This is a genomic window from Flavobacterium sp. ASW18X, from assembly GCF_005144745.1.
Classification (GTDB): Bacteria; Bacteroidota; Bacteroidia; order Flavobacteriales; family Flavobacteriaceae; genus Croceivirga.
Genome location: NZ_SWKK01000016.1, coordinates 53,602 through 80,024 on the forward strand (window position 1 = coordinate 53,602; position 26,423 = coordinate 80,024).

Sequence of the window (26,423 nt, forward strand, 5' to 3'; positions counted from 1 at the left end):
AGAAGTGTTTTTAGGTTTAAACTCACGATTTCCTTGGCTTCCTACCACCGTAAAAACCACTCTTAATTAACTAAGATACAGAAAAAACCATGCCAGTTTGCTATATCCCTTTTAATTTTTTGTTAAACGGAAAACCCGTCTCATCCTTATGAAAAACGTATTTTTACACTATTAATTATACCCAATGGAAAAACCTTTGATTTTAGTAACCAATGATGATGGCATTACAGCACCAGGACTACGTAAATTAGTTGCTATTATGAAGGAGATAGGTGATGTAGTAGTAGTAGCGCCAGACAGTCCCCAATCTGGTATGGGGCATGCCATAACTATAGATAATACGCTACATTCCAAGCAAATGACAATAGACCATGAGCACGGTGCTCCCTTAGAGTATTCTTGTAGTGGTACTCCGGCAGATTGCGTTAAATTGGCACTACAAGAATTACTAGATAAAAAGCCAGATTTGGTGGTAAGTGGCATTAATCACGGGTCTAATGCCTCTATAAATGTTATTTATTCTGGAACCATGAGTGCTGCCATAGAAGCAGGAATAGAAGGGCTCCCTGCTATAGGTTTTTCGTTATGTGATTATACTTGGGATGCTAATTTTGATGGCGCCACTGAGGCTATTAAAACAATAGTACAAGAAGCGCTAACTAATGGGATACCACAAGGAACGGTATTAAACGTAAACATACCCAAGACAGATGGCAAGTTGCCAAAAGGCATAAAAGTATGTAGGCAGGCAAAGGCCAATTGGAAAGAAAAATTTGATAAACGTTTTAGCCCTAGTGGCAGAGAATATTATTGGTTAACTGGGGAATTTGAGCTTTTAGACAAAGGTGAAGACACAGATATCTACGCGTTAAACAACGGTTATATTTCTGTAGTCCCCACCCAATTTGACTTAACAGCACACCATGCCATACAAACAATAAATAGTTGGAATATTTAAATGAATACAAGTAAAAAAGACGTTCTGATTGGGTTGGTGGTAGGCTTAATTGCTAATACTTTTGGCTCTTTACTATACATTGTCCTATTTTCTAAATTGGGCATTTTAGAAACCTTAAAAGTAGCACGCCAACAAGATCATTTAGGGAGCATATTAGCCTTAGGTGCTATCCTGAATTTATTAGCATTCTTTGGTTTCTTGCGATTAAAAAGGGATTATCGAGCTAGAGGGGTAATGATTGCCACGGTCATTACTGCACTGACCATTCTGTATTTTAAGATTTTCTAGAATGAAATACTATATCATTGCAGGCGAAGCTTCTGGCGATTTACACGGCTCTAATCTTATTAAAGCTCTAAAAGCAAAAGACCCAGAAGCAGAAATACGTGCTTTTGGCGGTGATCTTATGCAACAGGCAGGCGCAACACTAGCCTTACATTATAAGGCAATGGCTTTCATGGGCTTTTTAGAGGTAGTAAAAAACATAAGGCAAATATTTAAAAACATGGCCTTTTGTAAGGAAGACATTGCTGCTTTTTCTCCCGACGCATTGATTTTTATAGATTTTTCTGGATTTAACCTCAGGATTGCAAAATGGGCAAAAACCAAAAATTACAACACCAATTACTATATAAGTCCGCAAGTTTGGGCCTCTAGAGCTAGCAGAGTAGAAAAGATAAAACAATACATTGACCAAATGTATGTAATCCTACCGTTTGAAAAAGCTTTTTATGCCAAATACGATTACAAGGTAGATTTTGTTGGGCATCCTTTGTTAGATGCTATTGCCAACACACCAACCCAGTCTTTATCCATATTTTGTGCTGAAAACAATTTATCTAAAGACAAAAAGATTATTGCGTTATTGCCAGGCAGCAGAAAACAAGAGGTAGAAAAAATGTTGGCATTAATGCTGCAAACTGCAAACAACTTTCCAGAATATCAATTTGTTATTGCAGGTGCTCCAAGCCTAGATAATGAATTTTATCAAAAATTTCTAAAAAAAGATCATGTGGCATTTGTAAAAAATCAAACGTATTCGCTACTATCTAATGCACATGCTGCCTTGGTCACTAGTGGTACCGCTACTTTAGAAACGGCCTTGTTTAGAGTACCACAAGTGGTTTGTTACCGCGGTAATTGGGTATCTTACCAAATCGCAAAGCGGATTATAACTTTGGAATACATCTCTTTAGTCAATTTAATAATGAATCAAGAGGTGGTAAAAGAGTTAATACAAGACGATTTAAACCTTAAAAATTTAAAACAAGAATTAGCCAAAATTTTAGAACCGTCTCACAGAAATTCTGTCGTACAGCAGTATGATGCTTTAATCCACAAACTTGGTGGTGCTGGTGCTAGCGAAAAAACGGCCCAATTGATTATAGAAAATGCTTAATTTTAACCTACAAGAGACAACTCACCTTGTATGTTCAAAAAATTATCCCTTTTATCTTTACTGTTTTGCCTGGCTAATTGCGGGGTGAAAAAGAAAACTACTTATGCGAAGGATCAAGAACGCAGTATTACCGTAAATGCAGACCCAATTGAACTAGAAAAAGAGAAGCCTCGTAGAAAACCTAAGCGCAAGGAAGACGTTAGGGTTACTAAGGCAGATGCCATAGTTGGCGTAGCATTAGGTTTTGCAGGTACACGGTACCGTTATGGAGGAACCACCAGAAAAGGAATGGACTGCAGTGGTCTGGTATACGTTTCTTTACTAGAAAACAATATTTCTTTTCCTAGAGTTTCTTATCAGATGGCTAATGAAGGGGAGCGCATAAAACTTAACCAGGTACAAAAAGGCGATTTATTATTTTTTAAAACGAGTAAACGCAGTAAACGTATAAATCATGTAGGCCTAGTAGTAGAAGTAGACGGAAAGGACATTAAATTTATACATTCTACCACCTCTAGAGGCGTAATTGTATCTTCTATTAAAGAAGGTTATTGGAATGGTGCTTTTGTAAAAGCTACACATATTTTATAAACCATGAAGTTATGGCGATATATCTCGGTTAAATTAGCGCTTAGCATTACCGTAGGTATACTATTTGGGCATTACTACTCTGTGCCACCCAATTATGGCCAGATAGGCGTATTACTTTGCCTCATCACTATTGGGCTCGGTTTAAAATATCAAACAAGAAATGGATTGCCTGTGACAGAATTTGGTGCATTTGCAGGCGTTGTTATGCTTGGTATTCTCTCATATTCCTTGCAATTGCCCCAGTACCAAGAACACCATTTTAGCAAAGCAAAAGCGAACACACAAAGTAATTATCAATTACAAATACTAGAAGAGTTAAAACCAACTACTTTTGGAAAACGATTTATTGCCAAAGTTTACGCAGTAGATGATACACCAACCACAGGTAACATTTTACTTCAAATTAAAAATGATAACAAAATCGAGTTTACTATTGGTGAATTATTAGTTACACCATATAGACCGGAATCTGTAAAACCGCCTTTTAACCCACATCAATTTAATTATAAACGCTATTTACAAACCATAGGAGTACATCATCAATTAAGTGTTGCCTCCTACGATATATTACCTACAGGCAAGGTAAAATCCTCCATATTAACATGGGTAGCCCAACGTCGCCAAAAAATTATTGCTCAATTAAAAACCGAAGCGTTTGGACCTCAGGAATTGGCTGTTGTCCAAGCATTAGTTCTAGGTCAGCGCAATGACTTAACTGAAAATACCTACAATGCCTATAAAAAAGCTGGTGCCATACACTTATTAGCAGTATCTGGCTTGCATGTTGGTGTGGTTTTATTATTGCTACAGTTTCTTTTAAGTCCTTTAAAATATTGGAGTAAAGGAAGAAATTTAGGTTTACTTTTATCCATCTTAGGGTTATGGTGCTATGCTTTATTTACTGGTTTATCACCTTCAATAGTACGGGCTACCACTATGTTTTCTTTTATCAGCTATGCACTGTGGCTAAATAGACCTACCAACACCTTTAACATCTTAGCACTTTCCTATTTTTTTATGTTACTCTGGCAGCCCAATTTTTTGTTTCAGGTAGGCTTTCAACTAAGTTACGCCGCAGTATTTGCTATTGCATGGTTATATCCTTCCTTACAGCGGTTTTGGTACCCAGACAATAAAATACTTTTAAAACTATGGCAGCTCATTTCTGTAAGTATTGCTGCTCAAATAGGGGTTCTACCACTAAGCCTATTTTATTTTCACCAATTTCCGTCTCTATTTTTTATAGCAAATATTCTAATAATTCCCTTCTTAGGATTGGTCCTCGGTTTAGGCTTCTTAGTTTTATTTTTAAGCACTTTAAAATTGCTCCCGATGTGGTTAGTAGTTTTCTATAATGATGTTATTAAAATCATGAATACCCTAATTACTTGGGTCGCTCAACAAGAGGCGTTCTTCTTTGATAGCATAGCATTCGATGCCTGGCAAATGCTACTAACCTACGCTACCCTAATTAGTCTACTCTATTGGCTCACCACTAGAAAAGAAATTGCCTTTAAAATATTCATACCACTTGCACTATTGCTTGTAAGCTATACGCTGTTCAAGCCTTCTTTTTTCTCTAATAATCAGGTAATTCTGCCGCATCAGTATAAAACCAGCGCACTTATAGCCCAAAACAAAGACAGCTTAACTGTTTATGGATTGCCCGAAGCAACTTCCATGCTCCATACATTTGTTTTAGGAGAAGATATAAAATCAATTAAGCATTCAACGTTACCAAATGCATTTTCCTATGAATCACTAGCAATTGTGCGTATAGATAGTCTTGCACTCTTACCAGAAACTAAAGCAATAGATGTATTATGGTTAAGCCATTCCCCGAAAATTCATTTAGAGAAAGTCATAGATACCTACAGACCTAAATACATAATATCAGATGGCAGCAATTTTCCCCATTTAGTTCAGCTTTGGAAAGCAAGTTGTACAAAAAAAGAAATCCCTTTTCACCATACTGGTGAAAAGGGAGCCTTCTATTTTAAATGGCTAACGGATTAATGAACGTTACCCATTAATCTTTTTATTAAAGGTGAAGCTAAGATTACTAGTAATCCAGCCCCTAGCGCGTATTTTGCAATTAACAAAAACCCATCAGTATATACAGATAAGGTAGCAAAACCATTGATGGCACCACCAGTATCTTCCACAGACAATTGTTTACCTATAAAACCAACAACTTGGAAAGCAAAGGCTGATGACAAGAACCAAACTCCCATCATAAATGCAACAATACGTTTAGGAGATAAATCGGTTATTTTAGACAATCCAACAGGAGACATGAACAGTTCTCCCACAGACAATAAAAAGTACATTAATAATAAATACATAAAAGGCACATATCCATCAGCATTTGCACTTGCCCCACTTATTGCCAAAGCATAAAAACTAATACCTGCAAATAACAGCCCCATGCCAAATTTATAAGGGGTTCTGGGATTTAGGTTCTTTTTAGACAACCATTGCCATAACATAGAAATTGGAATGGCTAATATAATTATCCACATAGAATTTAAACTGTTTGTTTGCGATGCGGACATAATACCTTCTAAGTCTACATTCCTAGCAGCAAACAATGTAATTACACTACCAGACAGTTCATGAAAACCCCAAAATATGGTCATAAAAAAGGTAATTAAAACAGCAACAAAGAGCTTTTTACGTTCTTCCGCTGTTGCTTGTACCATGATATAGGTTAAGTACCCTAAAATAGAAATGCCTATGACCTTAAAAATAATGTTCACAATATTTTGCTCACCCAACCAAGTACCTTCTTCTCCTAATGCCTGATAAGAGGAAAGTAAATAAGCGATAACAGGCACAGAAACAAAAGCTAGAACAGGCACAAGAATACCCTGCTTAATACCAACAACTTTTTTATCTATGTTTCCATTGTCTGGTGGTAATCCTTTGTCTCCAAATACTCCTTTTTTGATGCCACTCCAGAAGACTATTAAACCCGTAAGCATGCCAATCCCCGCCAGTCCAAAACCATAGTGCCATCCATAGGCGGCCGCTAGCCAACCGCACAATAGAGGGGCTACCCAGCCACCAATATTAATGCCCATGTAGAAAATAGTAAAACCAGAATCTTTCTTTGGGTCACCGTCTTTATATAATGAGCCTACAAAGGTGGAAATATTAGGTTTAAAAAAACCATTTCCTGCAATGATTAAAGAAAGGGCCAAAAAGAAAGCCACATTGTTTTCTATTGCTAAAACAAAATGGCCTAATGACATTAATATACCCCCTAGAAAAATAGAGTTACGCATTCCAAGAATACTATCAGATACACGCCCACCAATAACTGTGGAGGCATATACTAGAGAACCATAAGAAGAATACACAGCAGCGGTAGCAAAATCTTTTTTAGCCAAGGCCTCAAAGATTACATCTACCATGTATAAGGTAAGTAAGGCGCGCATTCCATAAAAGCTGAAACGCTCCCATAGCTCTGCAAAAAATAAGTAGAATAAGCCTTGAGGGTGCCCCAACAGCTGTCTCTCACTTGCAGGTTTCATCATTTCTGACATATTTGAGTTGAGTTTAGTTACTTAATTATAAGTTTTCCTTAATAAAGTCAGTCATCTTGGTGTATAAATGTAAACGAGTGTTACCTCCATATATACCGTGATTTCTATCTGGATAAATGGCCCAGTCAAACTGTTTATTAGCCTGTACTAGCGCTTCTACCATACGCATAGAGTTTTGAACATGTACATTATCATCTCCCGTTCCATGAACCAAAAGGTACTTTCCTTTTAACAGTTCTGGATAATTAAATGGGGAATTATCATCATAACCACTAGCATTTTCCTGTGGCGTTTTCATGTATCTTTCTGTGTAGATTGTATCGTAAAACCTCCAACTAGTTACAGGGGCGACAGCTATCGCCATTTCAAAAGTATCGTTACCCTTTAATAAAGCATTGGTAGACATAAAACCGCCATAACTCCATCCCCAGATACCCGTTCTTTCTTCATCTACATATGGCAATTCACTTAATTTTTTAGCCGCCGCAATTTGGTCTTCTACTTCTAACTTCCCTAGCTCTAACTGCGTCACTTTTTTAAAATCACGACCCTTTAGACCAGTTCCACGACCGTCTACACACGCAATAATATAACCTTGTTGTGCTAACAACTGATGCCAATAATCATTTGCTCCCCACCATTTGTTGGCTACTTGCTGAGAACCAGGGCCACTGTATTGGAACATAAATAGAGGATACGCTTTATTTGGATCAAAATCCAATGGCTTAATCATATACATGTTTAACTCGTTCCCGTTTACGGTAAGGGTGCTAAACTCTTTTTTACTTAGAGCATAATCTTCTAATTGTTTAGATAATGCTTTATTATCTTTTATATCGGCAACTTTTTTGCCATTAGCTGCTTTATGTAATGTAAATTCATATGGAGTAGTTGCACTAGAAAAAGTGTTGATAAAATAACTATAATCTGCACTAAAATCCGCTCCATTAGTACCTACCTTCTGAGTTAACTTGGTTTTTTCTTGACCAGAAGTACTGATATGATACACATCTCTATTAATACTACCCTCTTCTACAGATTGATAAAAAATACGGTCTTCTGCCTGATCATATCCGTAATAACTGGTAACTTCCCAATTGCCTTTGGTAATTTGATTTAGTAAATTACCATCTTGGTCGTACAAATACAAATGGTTATATCCGTCTCTTTCACTTGTCCAAATGAAGCTATCATCTGCTAAAAAAGTTAAATCGTCAGTAATGTCTACGTAGGCATCATCTTTTTCTTCTAGCAAGATTGTAGAAGAATTATCCTTAGCATTTACTGCAATTAATTTTAAATGATTTTGATGTCTGTTCAATGTACGTACGCTTAAGTAGTTAGGATTATTCATCCATTTAATACGTGGAATGTAATAAGGTGCTCCCAAATCTACTTTGCTTACCTCTGCAGAGGCAACATCTATCATATGCAAGCTTACTTTAGCATTAGCCTCACCTGCTTTAGGATATTTAAACTCATGTTGATAAGGATATAAATTTTGTCCGTATACATCCATAGAAAAATGTGGCACTTCTGACTCATCAAACTTTAAAAAAGCAATCTTGGTCCCATTGCTATTCCATTCAAAAGCTTGTACAAAAGCAAATTCCTCTTCGTAAACCCAGTCTGTAATTCCGTTAATTATACTACCAAATTTCCCATCAGTGGTCAATTGCTGGGTTTTAGCACTTTTTAAATCAAAAACAAAAAGATTATTTTCTTTTGCGTAGGCCACTTTGGTGCCATCTGCAGAAAGTTCTGGTTCTTGAATTTTATCTTCAGAAATTTTAGTTAACTCTTTGCTTTTTACATCATACACATAATAAATACCTAATCTAGAATGTCTAAAAATAGGTTCTATTTCTGTTGCTAAAATCAATTTAGATTCGTCTGCAGAAAACTCGTAAGAGGTAAAAAAAGGAACAGCATCAGAAGAAGCAACAATAGTTTCTACCTTTTGTTGCGTTTTGTAATCGTACTTATCTAAACTACTCTGGCCAGGTCCAGTAAAATTAAGCACAGTATATTGTTTGCCATTTTTCATGGAACGCAGGGCATCCATATACTCCGTTCTAAAGGCTCCGCCCCATATTTCTTCTAAGGTTAGCTGTTTTTTTTGCCCTACAGCTTGGCTTATGACGGTCAATCCGCAAACAACAAATAAAATTAGTCTGTTCATGTATGGTATTAATTGATTAAAAACTTTCAAGTTTACTAATAATTTACGTAAAAATCACACCAGAGGTTATATTTGAAACACAAATAACAAGCCAAAACTGTTAAAGAATTATCTTTGAGTCTTAAGATAAATGTATGCAACAACCAGTAGAGGGATTTTCCAAACTGAGTAAAGAAGAAAAAATAGCATGGGTGGCTAATCAATGTACCACTGATCCAGATGCTACTAAGGCATTATTAGCCAAGTATTGGAACACGGATAGCCAATTACAACAAAAGCACGATGAGTTTATAGAAAACACCTTATCTAACTTTTATATGCCATTTGCCATTGCACCTAATTTTTTAATAAACGATAGGTTGCTGGCTATACCCATGACTATAGAAGAAAGCTCAGTTGTTGCCGCTGCAAGTAAAGCCGCAAAATTTTGGTTGTCCCGTGGTGGTTTCAAAACTGAAATTTTGGGTACTGAAAAGATAGGACAAGTCCATTTTATGTTTCAGGGCGATGGTAAACTATTAGTATCCTTTATTGAAAAATTACAACCCATTTTCCGCAAAGATAGTGCTGACATCACCAAAAATATGGAGAAACGGGGTGGAGGAATTACAGCTATTAGCTTACGCGATAAAACAGATACTATACCTGGTTATTATCAATTGCACTGCACTTTTGAAACCTTAGATGCAATGGGGGCTAATTTTATTAACTCTTGTCTAGAACAATTTGCCCAAACTCTAGAAAGAGAAATTAGTCAAGATGAGGAGTTGAAAGCAGCTCCTTTTGAAGTAATCATGAGTATTTTAAGTAACTATGTTCCTAATTGTGTAGTCCGTGCTAAGGTTAGTTGCCCGATTAGTGATGATAAAAGCAATGCTAGTGTTAGTAGAAAGTTTGCAGAGCGCATGCTACAAGCGGTTAAAATTGCAGAAGTAGAGCCCTACCGTGCCGTAACACACAATAAAGGGATTATGAATGGTATTGATGCGGTAGTGCTAGCCACAGGCAACGATTTTAGAGCTGTAGAAGCCGGAGTCCATGCCTATGCTGCTAAGGATGGCCACTATAGTAGCCTTACCCATGCTAGCATAAAAAACGATATGTTTTCTTTTTGGATTGATGTGCCTTTGGCGCTTGGAACGGTTGGTGGATTAACATCTTTACATCCTATGGTGCAATTGGCGTTAGAAATACTTAAAAAACCATCTGCAAAAGAATTAATGCAAATAATTGCTGTTGCTGGATTGGCGCAAAATTTTGCTGCGTTACGTTCTTTGGTAACTACAGGAATACAAAAAGGTCATATGAAAATGCATCTATTGAATATTCTCAATAGCTTTGGTGCTACCACTGCAGAAAAAGAACAATTAGTAAAAGACTTTAAGGACAAAACGGTAAGCAATGCAGCCGTTGAGGCAGCAATTAACGCCCTAAGAGCATAACATGAATACATCTTACTACAGTAATGGCAAATTATTGCTTACCGGAGAATATGCCATACTAGATGGCGCCACAGGTTTAGCGGTCCCCACTAAATTTGGGCAGTGGCTCCACGTAAATGTAGCTAACAATAACCAACTGCAATGGACCAGTTTAGACCATAATGACAAGCCTTGGTTTACTGCAAAATATTCACTGCCAGAACTCCAAATAACTGAAAGCAACGACGAGGCTAAGGCAACTACTTTACAAAAAATATTAAAAGCCGTTCGTTTACAAAAGTCAAGTTTTTTAAACGACTTAAAGACGGGGTATACAGTAGAAACCAAATTGAGTTTCCCTACAGATTGGGGATTAGGCAGCTCTTCTACCTTAATCAATAATATTGCGCAATGGGCTAATATAGATGCCTTTAACTTATTAGGACAGACCTTAGGTGGCAGCGGTTATGATTTAGCTTGTGCACAGCACATGACCCCTATTTTATATCATTTAGATTTAGGAAATCCACAGGTTTTCCCTACAGCTTTTAAACCAGAATTTGCAGACCGACTTTATTTTATACACCTAAATCAAAAACAAAATAGCAGAGAAGCTATTGCCACCTACAGAAGTAAGGTATTCAATAAACAAGCCTTATTAGAGCAAATAAATCATATCACTCAACAAATGCTAGAGGCATCCTCTTTAGAGTTGTTTGAATCGCTTTTAATTGAGCACGAAATGGCACTTTCCGAAATCTTAGAAATAGCTCCCTTAAAACGTAAATTTCCAGATTATTTTGGCGCACTCAAAAGCCTAGGTGCTTGGGGTGGCGATTTCATTCTGGCTACAGGAAATGAAAAAACCCCTGACTATTTTAAAGCCAAGGGTTTTACTACTGTTCTTTCTTATGAGGAAATGGTGCTCTAGTAAAAAGTAGCTCTATTATCCTCTATATCTGCGCCTTCTTTTAGGGCATTGTATACTGCACTATTTACAGCGTTTCTGTTTTGCGTAGTTAATGTTTGTGCAAACGTGCTAAAGTTAGGTAAAGTGGCTCCTGGTGTTTTCTTAGTAACTTTTACCATAAATACACCGGTCTCACCCTCTAGTAATTCAGAAGAAGTGCCTTCTTCTAAAGCAAAAGCCTTACCTACCACATAAGCTTCTCTCCCCGCACCTGGTATTGTAGGTGTTTTTCTAGACACTGCAGAAGCTGTAGCAACAGTAACATTATTATCCTTGGCCAAAGCTTCTAAAGATTTGCCTTTGTTAGCTGCCATAATTTGTTCCGCCTTTTTCTCTTTTCTTAGTTTAGGTAATACAGTAGCAGAAGCATCTTCCGCAGACATAACGCCTTCCTTATATTTTTTAGTTAACTGTACAACAGCGTATCCATTTGCTAAGTCAAATCTTTTGATAGCACCTACCTTAGTCTCTTCATTAAAAGCCCATTGTACTATATTTCTTTGCGAAGACAACCCAGGCAAGTTCTCGTCCATCGCTTTAATTTTGTTCACTGGCCTTACTGAATACTCCTTTTTCTTGGCGATATCTGCAAATGCATTAGCATCTGCATCCGTAGTTTCCATTTCAAATTGAGTTGCATTTGTAAACAATGTGTTGATGGTCTCTTCAGATGGCTCAATTTCTCTAGTCATGGTAGCTACCTGAACCACATCTTGTTTATCATCCACTTTTATCACGTGGAATCCAAATTGAGTTTCTACTAATCCGATAGCACCAGTTGGATTACCAAAACAGAAGTCGTTAAACTCATCCGCCATAACACCTTCTTGAAAATAACCTAAATCTCCACCTCTTGGTGCAGAAGGGCCATCAGAATTATCTCTAGCTAAGGCAGTAAAATCTACATCAGCTTTTTTAGCTTCTGCCAATAAACGTTTTGCTTCTGCCTCAGCTTCTTCCTTTGTTCTTGTTACATTAGGATTAGCTCTTTCTGCGCCTTCATAAGCAATTAGGATATGGCTTGCCTTAACGGCACCATTCGCCTTTCTATCCATTACTCGACTCACCTTAAATGTATCTCCATCACGGTACGGCCCAAATACTTCGCCCACACCTAATGCCATAATTTGCTCTGCTGCTACGGCTGGCAAATCTCTTTTTGCCTTATAAATAGTATCGAACTTAGAATCCGAGTTTCTATCTAAGAAAGCCATCATGTCATCTGTATTTCTGAAACCTTTGATAGTATCCGTAGTTTTAGTAGCCGCATTAAACTCCACAGAACCTTCCATCAACTTAGCAATCTCATCTTTCTTAGCTTGCTCATCTGCAGCCGAAGGTTTCTCTTCAAAGTATACAAAACGAATATCTCTAGATTTGTCTTGTTTAAATTCGTCCTTGTGCGAATTTATATAGCTTTCTATTTCGCTCTTAGACACCTGTATTGTACTATCTGCTATAGAAGAATACGGTACACGTACGTATTGCATATCTACTTTATCGTTAGCCAGGGCGTAATCAAACTCACCTTCTGACAGGGTAGCACCTACACCAGACTTGATTAGATTAAAATAGATTTGCTCTTTTGCAGACTGGATGATAGATTTTTCTATTTGCAACCAATTATCATACAATAATGGATTGGTTTCTTTCCAATCTGCTATCGTAGATTTAAATACTTCAGCATCAAAAACGCCATTTTCATTTTGAAAAGATGGGTCTTGTGCGTAACCAGTACTTTTAATAAAATCTACAATTTGGTCACTTTCTACATCTATTCCTAATCTGTCAAATTCTTGATTCAATAAGGTGCTTCTCACCTCTTGGTCATATACTCGATTAACCAATTGTGTAGAAGAAAAGTTGGACCCAAACTGTTGTTGCGCTTGTTCTAATTTACGAGTGAAATCCTCTCTAGATATTGCCTCTCCATTAACTTCTGCCAGGGTAGAACTTATTTTACCACCAGAAAAGTCGCTTCCTGTGATTACTCCAGAAATAACAAATGCGAACAATGCCAGACCAATAATTAAAATTAGTACAGTGGTTCGCTTTCTAATATTCTCCAATATTGCCATTTGCGTACTGCTTTATGCTGAATTTAGTGGGCGAAAATACCATTTTCTTTTTAAAATAGAAAGCAAAAAAACAAAGGGAAGCTTAGGGTGGTATTGGGTTACCAAAAACCGATAAAAAAATAAGAGTCCGCTAGTCTTCTTCTAACAACTGCAGCTCCACTAAATCTATTTTATTATTAGATACTTCTATGATTTTGAACAAGAAACCTTCTATTTTAATTTCATCATTCAATTGTGGAATATCTTCTGTATAATTCGTTATCAGCCCCCCAAGGGTACCATACTCTTCACTCTCTGGCAATTCTAATTTGTAGTTTTCGTTTAGGTAATCTACTTCTAAGCGTGCTGAAAACCGAAATTTCTGTTCTGCCAATGCCTCCTCAATTAAATCTGTAGTATCGTGTTCATCCTCTATCTCACCAAAAAGCTCTTCCACAATATCTTCTACCGTCATAATACCAGAAGTACCACCATATTCATCCAACACAACAGCCATACTTTTTCGCTTTTTAATTAATACATTCAATATATCATGTATTAACATAGTTTCTGGCACAAATTCTACCGGTCTAAGAATATGCTTTATAGTTCTTGGTTTTTTGAACATTTCATAAGAATGTACATAACCAATTATTTCTTCGATTGATTCTTTATAAACCAAAATCTTGGAGTAGCCTGTCTCTACAAATAAATTTTTTAGATTCTTAGTTGTCTCCTTTAGTTCTACCGCCATGATTTCTGTTCTTGGCACCATAACATCTCTGGCTTTTACTTCTGAGAACTCCAGCGCATTCTGAAAAATTTGTATTTCTGAATCTACCTGGTCTTGTTCTTCAACAGCTTCCATTTGCTCTGTAATATAATCGCCTAACTCTAATTTTGTGAACGCCAATTGCACCTCATCACCATCTGTCTTAAATAGGTATTTTAAAATAAAATCTGATATCTTAATAACAAACCAAGAGATTCCAGAAAAGAGAATGTAAAAGATATAAGCAGGTAGTGCCAATACTTTTAAAAGGGTGTTAGAATAGATTTGGAATAGCACTTTGGGTAAGAATTCTGCAGTTATTAATATAACCAAGGTAGAAATTATAGTTTGAGTAAGAAGACTAAACTCTACCAAAAGCACATTTAAGAAATTGTAAGCTGTAGGCACCATAGATTGAAACCAATCCATAAGCAAATCTCCCATATACATACCATAAACTACCAAGGCAATGTTATTGCCAATAAGCATAGTTGCGATAAACTTGGAAGGTTTTTCTGTAATCCAACCTAGAACTTTAGCTAAAAATCCGTCTTGCTTTTTTTCTAGCTCTATATGGATTCTATTGGCGCTGATAAATGCAATCTCCATCCCAGAAAAAAAAGCTGAGAACACCAATGAAAGTACGATTACCAGTATTGAAAATTCCAAATTATATTATTTAGAATCGTTACTTCTATTCTCGAAGCGTTTTCTATATTTTCTTCTAAACAAAAACATGGCAATAGAAACCACCAAAAAGAAAATAAAGATATAGGTTTCCGATGGGGCTGTGGGCCATAACGTAATAATCTTGTATAAAGAAGCTACTGCCACAGCTAAATATAGGTACTCTGTATACTTTAAAATCCTAGTCATCTGCTTCGTCTTTAATAGTCATAACCCCAAAAGTCTTGTTAGCTCTAAAGAAAGTAAATTCCTTATTAAAATCCATGCCTTCTCCATCCATTACTGTACCTTCTTCCTCATTAGTATAAGTGAATTTTTCTTCTGTAAAAATCCAATTTTGAGACCTATCCCAGTACAGCTGTGGGGTTTCTAGCTTTTTACCATCATGACTTTTTATAACCACATTACCACGCAAATCTATAACATTTGTTTGGGTATACACCATACCAAAATCTGCGGTTATTGTACTTTTTTGCTCTTTATCATCATAAAACTCTACATACAACCCTTTCGGAAAAACCCTATGCTTAAAAGCCATATTATCATAATCCTCGTTCAACGGACTTTTTAAAATAGCTACGGCTCGGGTGGTAGATGAATCTTGCGTAGACAATTCTTTTCTAGCTTGCGTATAAATCAACTCAAAATTTTCTGCGACACCTTGCGGAAAAACGTTTGCTGCAGCCTCCTCCCCTACACGTTCATAGTTGTCCTTGCAGGCCCAAAAAAGGATTGCCACAGCGAACGCTGTGGCAAATCTTCCATACATATATGTTTTATGTTGTGTCAATTCTTATAGGTTTGGCACCGTTACACTACCACCTACCCAACACGGAAAGGTAATTGTTTTACCTGCCATACCAGAGTTAAAAATATCTGATTTAGAAGGAGCTCTTTGATCATAGCTAGATGCAGCTGCACTTGCCTTAGAGGCCAAAGATGGATCTACACGACCGGCTTGTCTTGCTGTTGCAGCAGCTTTCCAATAAATAGCTCTTTTCTCAAAAGGAGTGTTACCACAATCATTAGCACTACTTGCGTATAAACTAGCTAACAAAATATACGCTCTACCATTAGAACCATTAGCTTCTAATGATTTGTTTAAGTAGTTTCTTGCTTGAGACTTGCTAGATCTTCTAACTATAGTAGCTACTTTATAAAGAATGTTAGATTTTTTATAAGCATCTGCCTCTAATTCTACTGCTTTATTAAAATCTTCAATAGCACCTTTGTTATCTCCAGATTTAGATTTCAAGGTACCTAAGTATACATATACATCTGCAGAAGGGTCTAACTCTGCTTGCACCCCTACCAACTTAGCGAATAATGGGTCGTCCGTACATTCTTTAGCAAACATTCTACCTACTGCTCTTTTCACCCAAGCAACATCATTCTTTTTAGCCTCAAAATTCTTTTGGTATAAAGGAATTAAGTTACCGCAATCTGCTAATGCCCCTAATTTACCATCTACACTACTAGCAACCTGACCAAATGCCTTGGAGTTAACCGTATACGCTTTTACGTATCTTTTTTCTTTAGAGGTTAGCGCTGTACCCGCATCTTCTTTTGCATTATATTTTGCTAAGGCAGTAGTAAGTTTTTTATTCTCTACTTCAATCTTTTCTGTAACCTCATCATAAACATCAAAAACTTCTTGCAAATCTTTTTTACCCGCATTATGTAAATCTACTAAACTAGAAAAATACAGATACAATGCTTTTGGGTTTTTGAAATTCTTAGCATCATTCTTAAAGGCAGAACCAAGTTGATTATACACTTCGTCATCAGAAATCATATCATGATCACGCTTTAACAATACTTTATCTACAGTTACAGGAGCCTCAGTGTATTTATCTGGAAAATACTTCATACTGGCATCGTGTAATGCTAACAAATCATTGATGTATTTATCCTTATCGGCACCAGTAGAACTTTCTATTTTATGCTGAAGAATTTTTTCCCCGTAAGAAAATGTTGCCTTGTTTAAACCTGGACAATTTTCATAAACCATTTTCCATGGTTCGTAAGCTGCGTCGTAATTTTTTACCTTGCCGTGCTCTGCAAATATGGATAAATTGGTCATGCACTCAGGATTTTGCGCCTGAGCCATACTTAATCCTATCGACATGACACCAACAAACATCGTTAAGTAGAATTTCTTCTTCATTTTGTTAATTTTAAAGTGGTTAATGTACAAATTTTTATAGAACCAACCCTTTACTAGCAAGGGTTTACAGGCTTAATTAGCATATTTATAAAATATACCCTAGTTTATTTTTCTTTTGATAAACCAGCGGTCATTTAAAGAGAGTCCAACATTTATATTTAAGTAACTTTCTTCCACAAGACCTGCCGCCCTAGTTCCTCTTCTGCCAAGCTCAAAACCTAAATTTAAATTAGAGAAGTTTCCGCCTAGTGGTACACCCAAACCAAAATTTATGCCAAAATCATTAATCTCTTTATTTTCAATCATTAAGCCAGTTTCTTCATAACGCAAACCTGCTCTATAGGTTATTCTATTGAAAACATTAGACAATGCTCTGTAGTTAGGAATAAAGAATCCGCCAACCTTTATCTTAGTAGCATCTTGGTAACCTACATTCTGTTGTGCTATAAATCTATTCTCGAACTCGCTCATAGCCTGGGTAGCATATTCTGCCCCTACAAACCACTTACGCTCTTCTCCATAACCAAGACCATAGGTAAAGACTGTTGGTATTTTAATCTCTCCATTAGCTAAACCATTAGCATCAAGGTTAACATCCAAAGCCTCTACCTCGGCTCCATTTGTTAGATTTAAAGAACCAATACGCTGTGTGTTTTTAGAAACCAGGTTCACTTGCGTGTTTGCGCCAAAGTAGGTATGTAATCTATGCTTATCACCTATTTGGGGCGTATAATTAATACTGTAATTAAAATCCCAACCGTCTACCCGAGATTCTCTGTTATCAAACGTACCAAATTGCACCCCTTCCACACTTTGCAAACGCGCATACTCTATTGTTCCAAAGTTGTAATTTATAGTTGCTCCAATAGCCACGTCTTTCAGTGGCATATATCCAAAAGAAACAAACACACGGTTTAATCCTCCTTCACCATTAAATATATTTACAATAGAATCTTGCTCGCTATTACGCCTTACTTGTGTTAAATTGTAACCCACAGATGAGTACGGCTGCAAGCCAAAAGATGCACCCATATTTTTTGCTACAGGAAAAGCAATAGCTAGATAATCTAAATTGCTTACAGAGGTTCGCTGCTCTTCCAAATTATCCTTAAGGCGGTATTCTTTTCTAGAAATACCAGCCGTGTATGCCGTTAATCTAAGCTTGGCTAAGGAAGCTGGGTTTTTAAGATTCAAGTGAATGCTATCTGCGTACAATTGCAAACCACCCATCATTTGGTTGTCTACCGTCCCTTTTTCTCTAGAATCACCTATACCAAAATAAGAGTACGGAGATATTGTACTGTTTTGTGCATACATCCCAACGGAAATTAGGCATGTAAATGCTATCAAAAATTGTTTAACCATTTAAAGTTTATTGTATTCCAGCAAGTAATTCAACCCCTCTAGCAGGAATTTAGAATGCGCAAATATGGAATTTTTTACTCGTTTAGCAAAAAATTGCCCATCACCCCCTGTTAAAATAACTGTTAAATCTTGAAAGCGAGCACGGTATTGATTTATAACTCCGTCTAGTTCTTGGGTAATTCCATTAACCACGCCACTGTGCATGCTTGTTTCTGTAGAGTTGCCAATAAAATCTAGCAAGGGTTCAACGGCTAAAAGGGGTAATTTTTTAGTTTGATGATGCATGGCCTTATAGCGCATTTGTAAGCCTGGCGAAATTGCACCGCCCAAGTACTCTCCATAGTCATTTACCACATCATACGTAATGCACGTACCCATATCTATCACTAAAGTATTCCCTTTTGGGTTATGGTAATAGGCAGCAGTGGCTAGTGCTAGACGGTCAACCCCCAAAGAATTTGGTGTAGCGTAACTGTTTTTAAAAGGAACGTTAGTATCCGAGGTGAGCAAATGCGTTTTACAGAATAACGTAAGTGTCTTGTATTCATTATTTTCTAACCCCCCAACAGAAGATAACATTGCCCTTGCTATAGAAGGGTAGTCCTCAAAGACAGATTTTATAGTTTTCAAGAACTGGTCTGCAGGACTTATTCTTAAATCTATCAATTTATTTTTATTGAAAATTCCGTATTTAATTTGGGTATTCCCCTTATCCACAACTAGATTCATGTAACAAAGGTCATAAATTGAAAAAAAAGATTCGTCTTTTTTATGATTTAGTTTGTAAATCTTAAAATTGAAATTATATTTGCACCCGCCTTTGAGAAATCACAGGCATGTAGTTTAACTACAAAATTTGAAATCCTGGTACCTTAGCTCAGTTGGTAGAGCAACGGACTGAAAATCCGTGTGTCCCTGGTTCGATTCCTGGAGGTACCACAATTCAAACTCTTAATGCCCTGTTTTTACAGGGCTTTTTTATTTTATGTCTTTTTACAGGGTGTATTCAGTTCTTCTAAAAACGCACCATTTAAAATTACCAAATACACGCAAATCTGTACCAATTATAAAAATTGAGATGGTCAGCTAGGCTTCATCTTATAATTTCATCATCAAATATTAAAACCACCAAATGATGAATACTATAGGAGATAAATTAGGATACTTTTGCTGGTATATGGTTTTGGGCCTCTCTTTCGCTCTATTACTAACCAACTTATATTTTTACATTTACTAAAAAACCAAGAATAGGCCAGAACTGTTATTGAAGTAGCATTCTATAGCTTCTTTAGAAAAGGTATTAACCGTATCTTTGGAGTGCTATGTATTGGAATCTTAACAAATTAGTTTACTTACTATTTTTGAGCTTGGCTCCTATCACCTTAGGCGCTCAAAAAAGTATTAACAAAGCCTTAGAACGTTACAATCGGAACAGCGCACCTTACATAAGTACAGCTCAAGCATCTACCCAAACCCAAGCATTGTATTTAGACGCCAGAGAACTAGAAGAGTATAAAGTAAGTCATCTAGCCAATGCTGAATATATTGGTTACAAAAACTTTAATTTAGATGCCTTTAAACAAAAATACTCTAATAAGACCACTCCTATAATTGTTTATTGCTCTATTGGTGTACGTTCAGAAAATATTGCAACTAAGCTATTAAAAGCTGGCTATACCGATGTGCAAAATTTATACGGAGGTATTTTTAAATGGCTTAATGAAGACCGCCCTATATACGACCAACACGGTAATCTCACAGAAAAAATACATCCTTACAGTAAGCATTGGGGCAAGTTACTGACCAATGGCACAAAAGTGTATCACTAAAATTTCAGCTTTAACCTTATGCAAAAGAATCTTCTGCTCATTTTTACCAGAAATCCAGAATTAGGGAAATGTAAAACACGATTAGCAGCAACCGTAGGTGACCAAGCCGCGTTAGACATTTACAACTTTTTATTACAACATACCGCCAAGGTTACCAGCCAATTATCTTGTGATAAAGCAGTGTATTATTCCGAAGAAATTTGGCAAAACGATGTTTGGGATGCCAACACGTATGAGAAAAAATTACAAGAAGGCTCAGATTTAGGCGAAAAAATGATAAACGCGTTTAAAGAAGGGTTTGCCGCGGGCTACAAAAACATTATTGTTATTGGAAGTGATTTGTATGATATACAACCAAAAGATTTAAACCATGCTTTTGAACAACTAGGAGAACATGATTTTGTAGTTGGCCCTGCAGAAGATGGCGGCTATTATTTATTAGGAATGAACAAATTATTACCATCGCTATTTAGCAACAAAGAATGGGGCACAGATAGTGTTTTACAAAACACATTACAAGATTTACAAAAAGAGACCTACTTTTTGTTGGAAGAAAAAAATGATGTTGATTACTTTGAGGACGTCAAAGACATACCTGCCTTTGATCCTTTTATAAAACACGTAAAATAATGACAAAAAAACAATTGCAAGAATCGGTTGCTTACTTACAAAGTAAAGGATTTGAAAACCCAGAAATAGGTATCGTATTAGGTACCGGGCTTGGGCAATTAATAGACCAAATAGAAGACCCAATAGTTGCCCATTATAACCACATTCCGTTTTTTCCCCTTGCTACCGTAGAATTCCATACCGGTAAATTAATCTATGGTTCCATTGCGGGCAAAAAAGTTGTAGTTATGCAAGGGCGTTTCCATTTATACGAGGGATATGATTTTTTAGACATCACCTATCCTATCCGCATAATGCAACAACTGGGCATTCAAAAATTGTTTGTATCCAATGCAGCAGGTGCCGTTAACCTAGATTTTAAAAAGGGAGATATTATGCTCATAGAAGACCACATTAACTTGCAAGGTGGTTCTCCTTTAGCCTTTAAAAATGTTGGCGATTTTGGAGAGCGTTTTGTAGATATGAGCGAACCTTATGATGTAGAAATGCGCAATATTTTAAAAGATATAGCTTCAACCCATAACATTACGCTTAGACAAGGGGTTTATGCATCTGTTGTAGGGCCGCAACTAGAGACCAAAGCAGAATACCGTATGTTAAAAATCTTAGGAGCAGATGCCGTGGGCATGAGTACTGTGCCAGAGGTAATCGTGGCCAATCACTTAAAATTACCCGTAGTGGCCGTTTCTGTGTTGACAGACGAGTGCGACCCAGACAACCTAAAACCTATCAACGTACAAGAAATCATAGAAATTGCTGGCAAAGCAGAACCAAAAATGATAACGTTATTTAAGGAATTAATAAAAAGAATATGAGTTATTTAGATGCTACCCAAGACCTTTACAAAGCAGCGGCGCTTACACCAGATGTAGGCCTTTGCTGCACCACCAACCCCATCTGGCAATTTCCAGGGCTTTCTATCCCTAAAATAATGCAAGAAATGAACTATGGTTGCGGGAGCACCGTATCTGCGCAAGATTTGGTAAACGATCCAAAAATTCTTTACGTAGGTGTTGGCGGTGGTATGGAACTTTTGCAATTTTCCTACTTCTCTAGGCAACTTGGTGGTGTAACCGGGGTAGATTCTGTAGATGAAATGCTAGAAGCGTCTAAAAAGAATTTTAAAATAGCCGAAGAGGAAAACGATTGGTTCCAAAGTGATTTTGTAAATCTGGTTAAGGGCGATGCCTTGGCTTTACCTGTAGCAGATGAAAGTATTGATGTAGCAGCACAAAACTGTTTGTTCAATATTTTTAAGATGGAAGATTTAAAAAAAGCGGTAGCAGAAATGTACCGTGTATTAAAACCACATGGCAGATTGGTAATGAGCGACCCTATTTGCGAACAACCCATGAACGACGCCTTACGTAATGACGACCGTCTAAGGGCTCTTTGCCTAAGCGGAAGTATTCCTATGAAAGACTACATTAAAGTTCTTACGGATGCTGGTTTTGGAACCATAGAAATTAGAGCAAAGCACTCTTACCGTGTGCTGAGCCCCAACCATTACCCTACGGACGAATTAATTCACATTGAATCCATAGAAATAGCGGCTATAAAAGACCCTATGCCCACAGACGGACCCTGTGTTTTTACAGGTAAAACCGCTATTTATTATGGCGATAAAGCTTATTTTGATGATGGTGCAGGACACGTGTTAATGCAAAATCAGCCATTGGCCGTTTGCGACAAAACTGCAGCGGCTTTGGGTAAAGCCCACCCACAGATACACATAAGTGAAAGCACCTATCACTACAATGGTGGTGGCTGTTGCTAAAGATTAAATGAATAGTGGTCCAGAAATAAGCATAATTATCCCCACCTTAAATGAAGAGGTTGGCATTGGTAGTTTACTTAATTGGTTAACTACCAATGCCTCTCCTTTAATTACTACGGAGATTATTCTTGTAGATGGCGGCAGTACAGACCGTACTATACCCATCGCAAAAAACTATACAGCAAACATTGTACACTCAGACAAAGGGAGGGCCAAGCAGATGAATGCTGGCGCAGCACACGCCAAAGGCAATATCCTTTATTTTTTACATGCAGATACTTTTCCAGAAAAAGACTATGACAGCATAATAAGCAATGCTATTACAAAGGACTGTAAGGCAGGTTGCTTTAGAATGCGCTTTGACACCACTAACCCAATACTACAGTTTTTTGCTTGGTTAACTCGGTTTAATCTACTTATCTGTCGTGGCGGAGACCAGTCCCTTTTTATCACCAAAACATTATTCAACCAACTTAACGGCTTTGATGAACGCTATACCATTTACGAGGATTCAGAATTTATAAAGCGCATATACCAACAAGCACGTTTTAAGGTTTTGCCTAACTATGTTACCACTTCTAGCCGTAGGTATAAAGAAACCGGTTGGCTACAAACTCAATACTATTTTGGGATTATCCATCTAAAAAATCGTTTAGGAGCACCACCGCAAGAACTATATGGATATTATCAGCGCAAGTTTGGGGCTTAAGTTTTTTTCATAATTACTCATTGAGTATCTCTATTAAAAGAGATTATTGAATCTCCCAGTGCATTAAAATTTATGTTTTAATCTTAACGGTAAAATTGTAATTGATTTCACCAACCACATCAATCCATACCCACAAGTACTAAAAATACTGCCCTATCCCAAATACAAAACCTTTGGAACTGTCTGGCGTAATGCCATGACCATAATCTATTCTAAATATGGCATTGAAAATCTTTTTATGCATCACCCTAATACCTATCCCAGGATATACCCGTAAGTTTTCACTCTGAATAAAATCGTCAAAAGTACCACCTGGGTTACGCCAACTTCCGCTATCGATAAAAGCATTTCCTTGCAGTACCAACCAATTTCTATCTAGCAGGGTAAATCTATATTCCGTGTTCAATACAACAGACCCGGTGCCACGATCAATAGTATTACCCACACCCCTTATATTTAAATTGTTATCTACCGCAAAAGGAGCAAACGGTGATGCAATGTTTTTAGCCAGCCCAAGGCGTAATCTAGTCGCAAAGTTCCCTCTTTTTCCAATCCGTTTAAAAAAGGTGAAATCGTTAAAACCCAACCAAAACGGCAATAAATTACCATCGTTAGATTGTACATACTGTAAGTTTAAACTGCTTTTAAATCCATCTAAATAGTAGTAGAAATAGTTGATGTTATCATACGTATACAACAATTTTACAAGCCATTTATCTACTTTGAGTTCTTGCGGCACATTAGGATCTGTACTACCAAAAAGGTAGGCGTAATCTTCTTGAAAACTAGACAGGCCTAATGCAAAGTTATGTTTATAGGAAGGCGCGTAAAGCCCCAAAACCTCTATAGATCTATTGTTGTATTTGTAATCTGCCGTTCCATTGGCCAAAAACACCGGTTCTTGTGTAGTTAAATCTTGGTAGTTTACTTCTAAACCCCATTGTGGAGAACATAAATACGGAGCACGAAATTGCAACCCGTAACTATGAAACACATCGTATTGGTAAAATCCCCCAACGGTCATCATCTGACCGGCAAAGTTGAATTCCTGCAAGCCCAATCTAAAAGCCAAATCTTCATTGTCCGAACTGTAAACATTGGCAAAAGGAATTAATGTATGTTGTTCCTCTACAGTAAAAACAATCTTTGCGCCATTGGATTTCTCCTCTACCGTGAAATAGGCATGGGCAATCCCGGGCAAACGTATTAAACGGGCAGCAGTGTTTGCTAATTTGGTACTATCTACCACCGTACCTAATTCTAGACCTATAAGCTTCTTTAGGAGTGCTGTTTTAGTGCGTGTATTACCTGTTATCGTAATTTCTTTTATGGTGTGTGTTGTCTGCCCAAAAGCCAGAGAACTTAATAAAAAGCACAACAGAAGGAATCGCATTTATCCTTGATTTTCTAATTGGTTTTTATAGTGTTGGCGTATGGTTTCTTCTGCGGGTTTGTTTTGTGGGGTAAAACGGTTGTTCTCTTTACCTCTTACTTCATTATGGTGCGGAAACCATTTCCAGATAAAACCACCTGCAAACCACTCTTCCTTCCACAACTCATCAAAAACCACTTGCAACGCCAATGCTTGTGCGTCTAGATTTACATTTTCTTGATTACGGTCTACCAGCCATGGTTTCTTAGCCGTATAATCCATACTTCTGTACCCAAATTCAGTAAATAAAATAGGTTTATCCAAAGCCACATGCAACTTTTGCATTTGGTCTTTCCATTTTTGCCAACCTTTCACCAAATCTTCTTTTTTTGGTGATTTTTCTTCAGAAAGCGGAAAATAACCATCTATACCTATATAGTCTAGGTCTTTCCAAAAAGGGGTTTTGGTATACTCGTCCCAATTGGCGGCATAGGTAAGTTTACCTTTGTATAGTTGTTTTACTTGGGTTACCAAGTTATGCCAATATTCAGGGCGATTCTCTACAAACCTGTGCAATTCTGTGCCAATACAAAAAATATCTACCTTACTTTCTTGAGCTACTTTGGCAAAAGTCAAAATAAAATCAGCATAGCTTTTTTCTAATGCCAGCCACTGCGCTTCAGTGTTCGGCTTAAATTCACCTGTAAATTCGCCATTTCTAATCCAGATTTGCGGTTTAAGCATTACTTTAATGCCTTTGCTATGCAATTCTTTAGTGTATTGCTTTACACCTTCTTCTGTTTCTCCAAACCATTGACGCTCCCTATTAAAAATAACAGTTGGTTCGTCTACACTTCTAATAAAGGCAAAGGGCATTATGGCGGCGTAATTAGCATATAATTTTTCTACGGGGCCTAAATGCTCAGGACCAACCGCATCACGGGTAGCAACAAAACTTACCCCATTTATTTTCTCTTGAACGGTTTGTTGCCCTTGACACCCAGAAAAAAGTATACACAAAAAAATTAGCCCTAAACTCCTCATTTTTACGTTGGTTTAGGACTAATTTAAATGATTTAACGCTATCTCCGCTAGAATATACCTCTTAGACCTATGTTAAATGTTTCTCCTAAGCCCGTATCCGTACCTCTTACAAAATTGGTATAGAGTGCTTCTATATTCAATGCCTTGGTTAATTGGTATTTAACACCACCGCCTAAGGCGGTAAAATCTTGCGAGAATTCTGTACCCCCAGTATCTAAGAGTTGTGAATGTTGCGCTAAAGCCAACACGGTAAACTTAGCACTTGGAAAATAACTTAAGAAAACTCCTGGAGTTAAACGCAAACTATTGTTTGCAAAACTATCTGCAGCATCTCCAAAATTAAGTTCCGAATTAATTTCTGAAAACAACTGCCATTTACCACTTGTAAAAGAATAGTCATAGAAAAAACGGTTTTGCCAGGTGTATCCCTTTTGGTCTAAAAACACGCCGTTTTCGGTTTCATTGTCAACTAATGGAATAAAGAAAGAGCTTTGAATAGAAAAATTACTTACCGAAGCTATTGGAACAAATTTTACAGAAGGTGCTATAGAAGTAAGACCGGAACGCGCAGAACCTTCTTCTCCATCAAACTTAAAAACATCTAGCGCGCTACGGTCATTTATTACATTAGACCTAAATTCTACGATAGCACCAACATTCCATCTTTTATTTGTTCCTACTCCAGTGTAAGCCTCTAGTGTAGAGGTAAAAAAGGATTCCCTAGGCTCTTTCCCCTCAGAAAAAGTACTTTCTGTTTGGGTGTATAAATTGTTGAACCATTTAAGGTCCCACTGTCCTTTGCCAATAAGTTTAGAAGGTGTGTATTGCTGAATGTTACTTTGTGCATGTGCGTCTGTACCTTGGTTGTCTTGTGCATTTACGTTTAATTGAGCCACTAGTAGGGCTGCCGCCGCTAGGCAGAATTTAAAATTTTTCATTACTGGT

General features: G+C 37.1%; 24 protein-coding genes and 1 tRNA gene. 13 read left to right on the forward strand and 12 right to left on the reverse strand.

Annotated elements, in window-relative coordinates:
- The first annotated feature begins 184 nt into the window (after positions 1–184).
- The 5 genes from surE to FBT53_RS11955 all read left to right on the forward strand — a co-directional run bounded on the left by surE (position 185) and on the right by FBT53_RS11955 (position 4,964).
- Positions 185–958 (forward strand): 5'/3'-nucleotidase SurE, encoded by a 774-nt coding sequence (gene surE, locus FBT53_RS11935; RefSeq protein ID WP_136951422.1) that lies wholly within the window; start codon positions 185–187, stop codon positions 956–958.
- Positions 959–1,246: a hypothetical protein gene (locus FBT53_RS11940; RefSeq protein WP_136951423.1), complete on the forward strand. Its 288-nt coding sequence runs from the start codon at positions 959–961 to the stop codon at positions 1,244–1,246.
- A 1-nt stretch (position 1,247) separates the two neighbouring features.
- Positions 1,248–2,357 (forward strand): lipid-A-disaccharide synthase, encoded by a 1,110-nt coding sequence (gene lpxB / locus FBT53_RS11945; protein ID WP_136951424.1) that lies wholly within the window; start codon positions 1,248–1,250, stop codon positions 2,355–2,357.
- Positions 2,358–2,441: 84 nt separating this feature from the next.
- A complete protein-coding gene (locus tag FBT53_RS11950) occupies positions 2,442–2,948 on the forward strand; it encodes a C40 family peptidase (RefSeq protein WP_370323977.1) in 507 nt (168 codons plus the stop codon).
- Positions 2,949–2,951: 3 nt separating this feature from the next.
- Positions 2,952–4,964, forward strand: a complete 2,013-nt coding sequence (locus FBT53_RS11955; RefSeq protein WP_136951426.1) for a ComEC/Rec2 family competence protein — start codon at positions 2,952–2,954, stop codon at positions 4,962–4,964.
- On the opposite strand, the gene FBT53_RS11960 is transcribed toward FBT53_RS11955, so the two are convergent.
- Positions 4,961–6,496, reverse strand: a complete 1,536-nt coding sequence (locus FBT53_RS11960; protein ID WP_136951427.1) for a peptide MFS transporter — start codon at positions 6,494–6,496, stop codon at positions 4,961–4,963. The genes FBT53_RS11955 and FBT53_RS11960 overlap by 4 nt on opposite strands.
- A 25-nt stretch (positions 6,497–6,521) precedes the next feature.
- Positions 6,522–8,678 carry a S9 family peptidase gene (locus FBT53_RS11965; protein WP_136951428.1) on the reverse strand — a complete coding sequence of 719 codons (2,157 nt, stop codon included), beginning with the start codon at positions 8,676–8,678 and terminating at the stop codon, positions 6,522–6,524.
- A 134-nt stretch (positions 8,679–8,812) separates the two neighbouring features.
- Here FBT53_RS11965 and FBT53_RS11970 point away from each other — a divergent pair, with 134 nt between their 5' ends.
- Both FBT53_RS11970 and FBT53_RS11975 read left to right on the forward strand, forming a co-directional pair.
- Positions 8,813–10,120: a hydroxymethylglutaryl-CoA reductase, degradative gene (locus FBT53_RS11970; protein ID WP_136951429.1), complete on the forward strand. Its 1,308-nt coding sequence runs from the start codon at positions 8,813–8,815 to the stop codon at positions 10,118–10,120.
- Position 10,121: 1 nt separating this feature from the next.
- Positions 10,122–11,030: a GYDIA family GHMP kinase gene (locus FBT53_RS11975; protein WP_136951430.1), complete on the forward strand. Its 909-nt coding sequence runs from the start codon at positions 10,122–10,124 to the stop codon at positions 11,028–11,030.
- Here the strand turns inward: FBT53_RS11975 and FBT53_RS11980 are convergent.
- The 7 genes from FBT53_RS11980 to FBT53_RS12010 form a co-directional block, all read right to left on the reverse strand.
- Positions 11,027–13,147, reverse strand: coding sequence for a SurA N-terminal domain-containing protein (locus tag FBT53_RS11980; protein WP_136951431.1), 2,121 nt, complete (start codon positions 13,145–13,147; stop codon positions 11,027–11,029). The genes FBT53_RS11975 and FBT53_RS11980 overlap by 4 nt on opposite strands.
- Before the next feature lie 130 nt (positions 13,148–13,277).
- Positions 13,278–14,567 (reverse strand): hemolysin family protein, encoded by a 1,290-nt coding sequence (locus FBT53_RS11985; protein ID WP_136951432.1) that lies wholly within the window; start codon positions 14,565–14,567, stop codon positions 13,278–13,280.
- Between the two features lie 6 nt (positions 14,568–14,573).
- Complete coding sequence (locus tag FBT53_RS11990; RefSeq protein ID WP_136951433.1) at positions 14,574–14,774, reverse strand: hypothetical protein; 201 nt, start codon at positions 14,772–14,774, stop codon at positions 14,574–14,576.
- A complete protein-coding gene (lptC, locus tag FBT53_RS11995) occupies positions 14,767–15,375 on the reverse strand; it encodes an LPS export ABC transporter periplasmic protein LptC (RefSeq protein WP_317171140.1) in 609 nt (202 codons plus the stop codon). The genes FBT53_RS11990 and lptC overlap by 8 nt, the downstream gene beginning before the upstream one ends.
- A gap of 3 nt (positions 15,376–15,378) precedes the next feature.
- On the reverse strand, positions 15,379–16,752 hold the full coding sequence (locus FBT53_RS12000) for a tetratricopeptide repeat protein (RefSeq protein WP_169630356.1): 1,374 nt from the start codon (positions 16,750–16,752) through the stop codon (positions 15,379–15,381).
- 99 nt (positions 16,753–16,851) lie between these two features.
- Positions 16,852–18,102, reverse strand: a complete 1,251-nt coding sequence (locus FBT53_RS12005; RefSeq protein WP_370323983.1) for a hypothetical protein — start codon at positions 18,100–18,102, stop codon at positions 16,852–16,854.
- Positions 18,103–18,117: 15 nt separating this feature from the next.
- Positions 18,118–18,846 (reverse strand): type III pantothenate kinase, encoded by a 729-nt coding sequence (locus tag FBT53_RS12010; RefSeq protein ID WP_136951435.1) that lies wholly within the window; start codon positions 18,844–18,846, stop codon positions 18,118–18,120.
- A gap of 137 nt (positions 18,847–18,983) precedes the next feature.
- On the opposite strand from FBT53_RS12010, the gene FBT53_RS12015 reads away from it, so the two are divergent.
- The 6 genes from FBT53_RS12015 (at position 18,984) to FBT53_RS12040 (ending at position 23,062) form a co-directional block, all read left to right on the forward strand.
- Positions 18,984–19,056: transfer RNA gene (locus FBT53_RS12015), tRNA-Phe, on the forward strand.
- A 383-nt stretch (positions 19,057–19,439) separates the two neighbouring features.
- The gene (locus tag FBT53_RS12020) at positions 19,440–19,946 is read left to right on the forward strand and encodes a rhodanese-like domain-containing protein (protein WP_136951436.1); all 507 of its coding nucleotides are present in this window, start codon (positions 19,440–19,442) and stop codon (positions 19,944–19,946) included.
- 18 nt (positions 19,947–19,964) lie between these two features.
- Positions 19,965–20,576, forward strand: a complete 612-nt coding sequence (locus FBT53_RS12025) for a TIGR04282 family arsenosugar biosynthesis glycosyltransferase (RefSeq protein ID WP_136951437.1) — start codon at positions 19,965–19,967, stop codon at positions 20,574–20,576.
- Positions 20,576–21,391 (forward strand): purine-nucleoside phosphorylase, encoded by an 816-nt coding sequence (locus FBT53_RS12030; protein ID WP_136951438.1) that lies wholly within the window; start codon positions 20,576–20,578, stop codon positions 21,389–21,391. Before FBT53_RS12025 ends, FBT53_RS12030 begins: the two co-directional genes overlap by 1 nt.
- Positions 21,388–22,353 carry an arsenosugar biosynthesis arsenite methyltransferase ArsM gene (arsM, locus tag FBT53_RS12035; protein ID WP_136951439.1) on the forward strand — a complete coding sequence of 322 codons (966 nt, stop codon included), beginning with the start codon at positions 21,388–21,390 and terminating at the stop codon, positions 22,351–22,353. The genes FBT53_RS12030 and arsM overlap by 4 nt, the downstream gene beginning before the upstream one ends.
- 7 nt (positions 22,354–22,360) lie before the next feature.
- Positions 22,361–23,062, forward strand: coding sequence for a TIGR04283 family arsenosugar biosynthesis glycosyltransferase (locus tag FBT53_RS12040; RefSeq protein WP_136951440.1), 702 nt, complete (start codon positions 22,361–22,363; stop codon positions 23,060–23,062).
- A gap of 139 nt (positions 23,063–23,201) precedes the next feature.
- On the opposite strand, the gene FBT53_RS12045 is transcribed toward FBT53_RS12040, so the two are convergent.
- From FBT53_RS12045 to FBT53_RS12055, 3 genes are read right to left on the reverse strand one after another with little or no spacing between them, the layout of a single operon-like run.
- Positions 23,202–24,455, reverse strand: a complete 1,254-nt coding sequence (locus FBT53_RS12045; protein WP_136951441.1) for a POTRA domain-containing protein — start codon at positions 24,453–24,455, stop codon at positions 23,202–23,204.
- A complete protein-coding gene (locus FBT53_RS12050) occupies positions 24,456–25,478 on the reverse strand; it encodes a glycoside hydrolase TIM-barrel-like domain-containing protein (protein WP_136951442.1) in 1,023 nt (340 codons plus the stop codon).
- A gap of 47 nt (positions 25,479–25,525) precedes the next feature.
- Positions 25,526–26,416 carry a hypothetical protein gene (locus tag FBT53_RS12055; RefSeq protein WP_136951443.1) on the reverse strand — a complete coding sequence of 297 codons (891 nt, stop codon included), beginning with the start codon at positions 26,414–26,416 and terminating at the stop codon, positions 25,526–25,528.
- Positions 26,417–26,423: the final 7 nt, after the last annotated feature.

What these genes read in the sequence shown, in the direction of transcription:
- FBT53_RS11955 (WP_136951426.1), top strand. Translation starts at nt 2,952, where the DNA reads ATGAAGTTATGGCGATATATCTCGGTTAAATTAGCGCTTAGCATTACC.
- FBT53_RS11990 (WP_136951433.1), bottom strand. Translation starts at nt 14,774, where the DNA reads ATGACTAGGATTTTAAAGTATACAGAGTACCTATATTTAGCTGTGGCA.
- FBT53_RS12020 (WP_136951436.1), top strand. Translation starts at nt 19,440, where the DNA reads ATGTATTGGAATCTTAACAAATTAGTTTACTTACTATTTTTGAGCTTG.
- FBT53_RS11980 (WP_136951431.1), bottom strand. Translation starts at nt 13,147, where the DNA reads ATGGCAATATTGGAGAATATTAGAAAGCGAACCACTGTACTAATTTTA.
- FBT53_RS12045 (WP_136951441.1), bottom strand. Translation starts at nt 24,455, where the DNA reads ATGCGATTCCTTCTGTTGTGCTTTTTATTAAGTTCTCTGGCTTTTGGG.
- FBT53_RS11965 (WP_136951428.1), bottom strand. Translation starts at nt 8,678, where the DNA reads ATGAACAGACTAATTTTATTTGTTGTTTGCGGATTGACCGTCATAAGC.
- FBT53_RS12030 (WP_136951438.1), top strand. Translation starts at nt 20,576, where the DNA reads ATGACAAAAAAACAATTGCAAGAATCGGTTGCTTACTTACAAAGTAAA.
- FBT53_RS12055 (WP_136951443.1), bottom strand. Translation starts at nt 26,416, where the DNA reads ATGAAAAATTTTAAATTCTGCCTAGCGGCGGCAGCCCTACTAGTGGCT.
- FBT53_RS12010 (WP_136951435.1), bottom strand. Translation starts at nt 18,846, where the DNA reads ATGAATCTAGTTGTGGATAAGGGGAATACCCAAATTAAATACGGAATT.
- FBT53_RS11940 (WP_136951423.1), top strand. Translation starts at nt 959, where the DNA reads ATGAATACAAGTAAAAAAGACGTTCTGATTGGGTTGGTGGTAGGCTTA.
- FBT53_RS12025 (WP_136951437.1), top strand. Translation starts at nt 19,965, where the DNA reads ATGCAAAAGAATCTTCTGCTCATTTTTACCAGAAATCCAGAATTAGGG.
- FBT53_RS12000 (WP_169630356.1), bottom strand. Translation starts at nt 16,752, where the DNA reads ATGAAGAAGAAATTCTACTTAACGATGTTTGTTGGTGTCATGTCGATA.
- FBT53_RS11975 (WP_136951430.1), top strand. Translation starts at nt 10,122, where the DNA reads ATGAATACATCTTACTACAGTAATGGCAAATTATTGCTTACCGGAGAA.
- arsM (WP_136951439.1), top strand. Translation starts at nt 21,388, where the DNA reads ATGAGTTATTTAGATGCTACCCAAGACCTTTACAAAGCAGCGGCGCTT.
- FBT53_RS11970 (WP_136951429.1), top strand. Translation starts at nt 8,813, where the DNA reads ATGCAACAACCAGTAGAGGGATTTTCCAAACTGAGTAAAGAAGAAAAA.
- lpxB (WP_136951424.1), top strand. Translation starts at nt 1,248, where the DNA reads ATGAAATACTATATCATTGCAGGCGAAGCTTCTGGCGATTTACACGGC.
- surE (WP_136951422.1), top strand. Translation starts at nt 185, where the DNA reads ATGGAAAAACCTTTGATTTTAGTAACCAATGATGATGGCATTACAGCA.
- FBT53_RS12050 (WP_136951442.1), bottom strand. Translation starts at nt 25,478, where the DNA reads ATGAGGAGTTTAGGGCTAATTTTTTTGTGTATACTTTTTTCTGGGTGT.
- FBT53_RS11960 (WP_136951427.1), bottom strand. Translation starts at nt 6,496, where the DNA reads ATGTCAGAAATGATGAAACCTGCAAGTGAGAGACAGCTGTTGGGGCAC.
- FBT53_RS12040 (WP_136951440.1), top strand. Translation starts at nt 22,361, where the DNA reads ATGAATAGTGGTCCAGAAATAAGCATAATTATCCCCACCTTAAATGAA.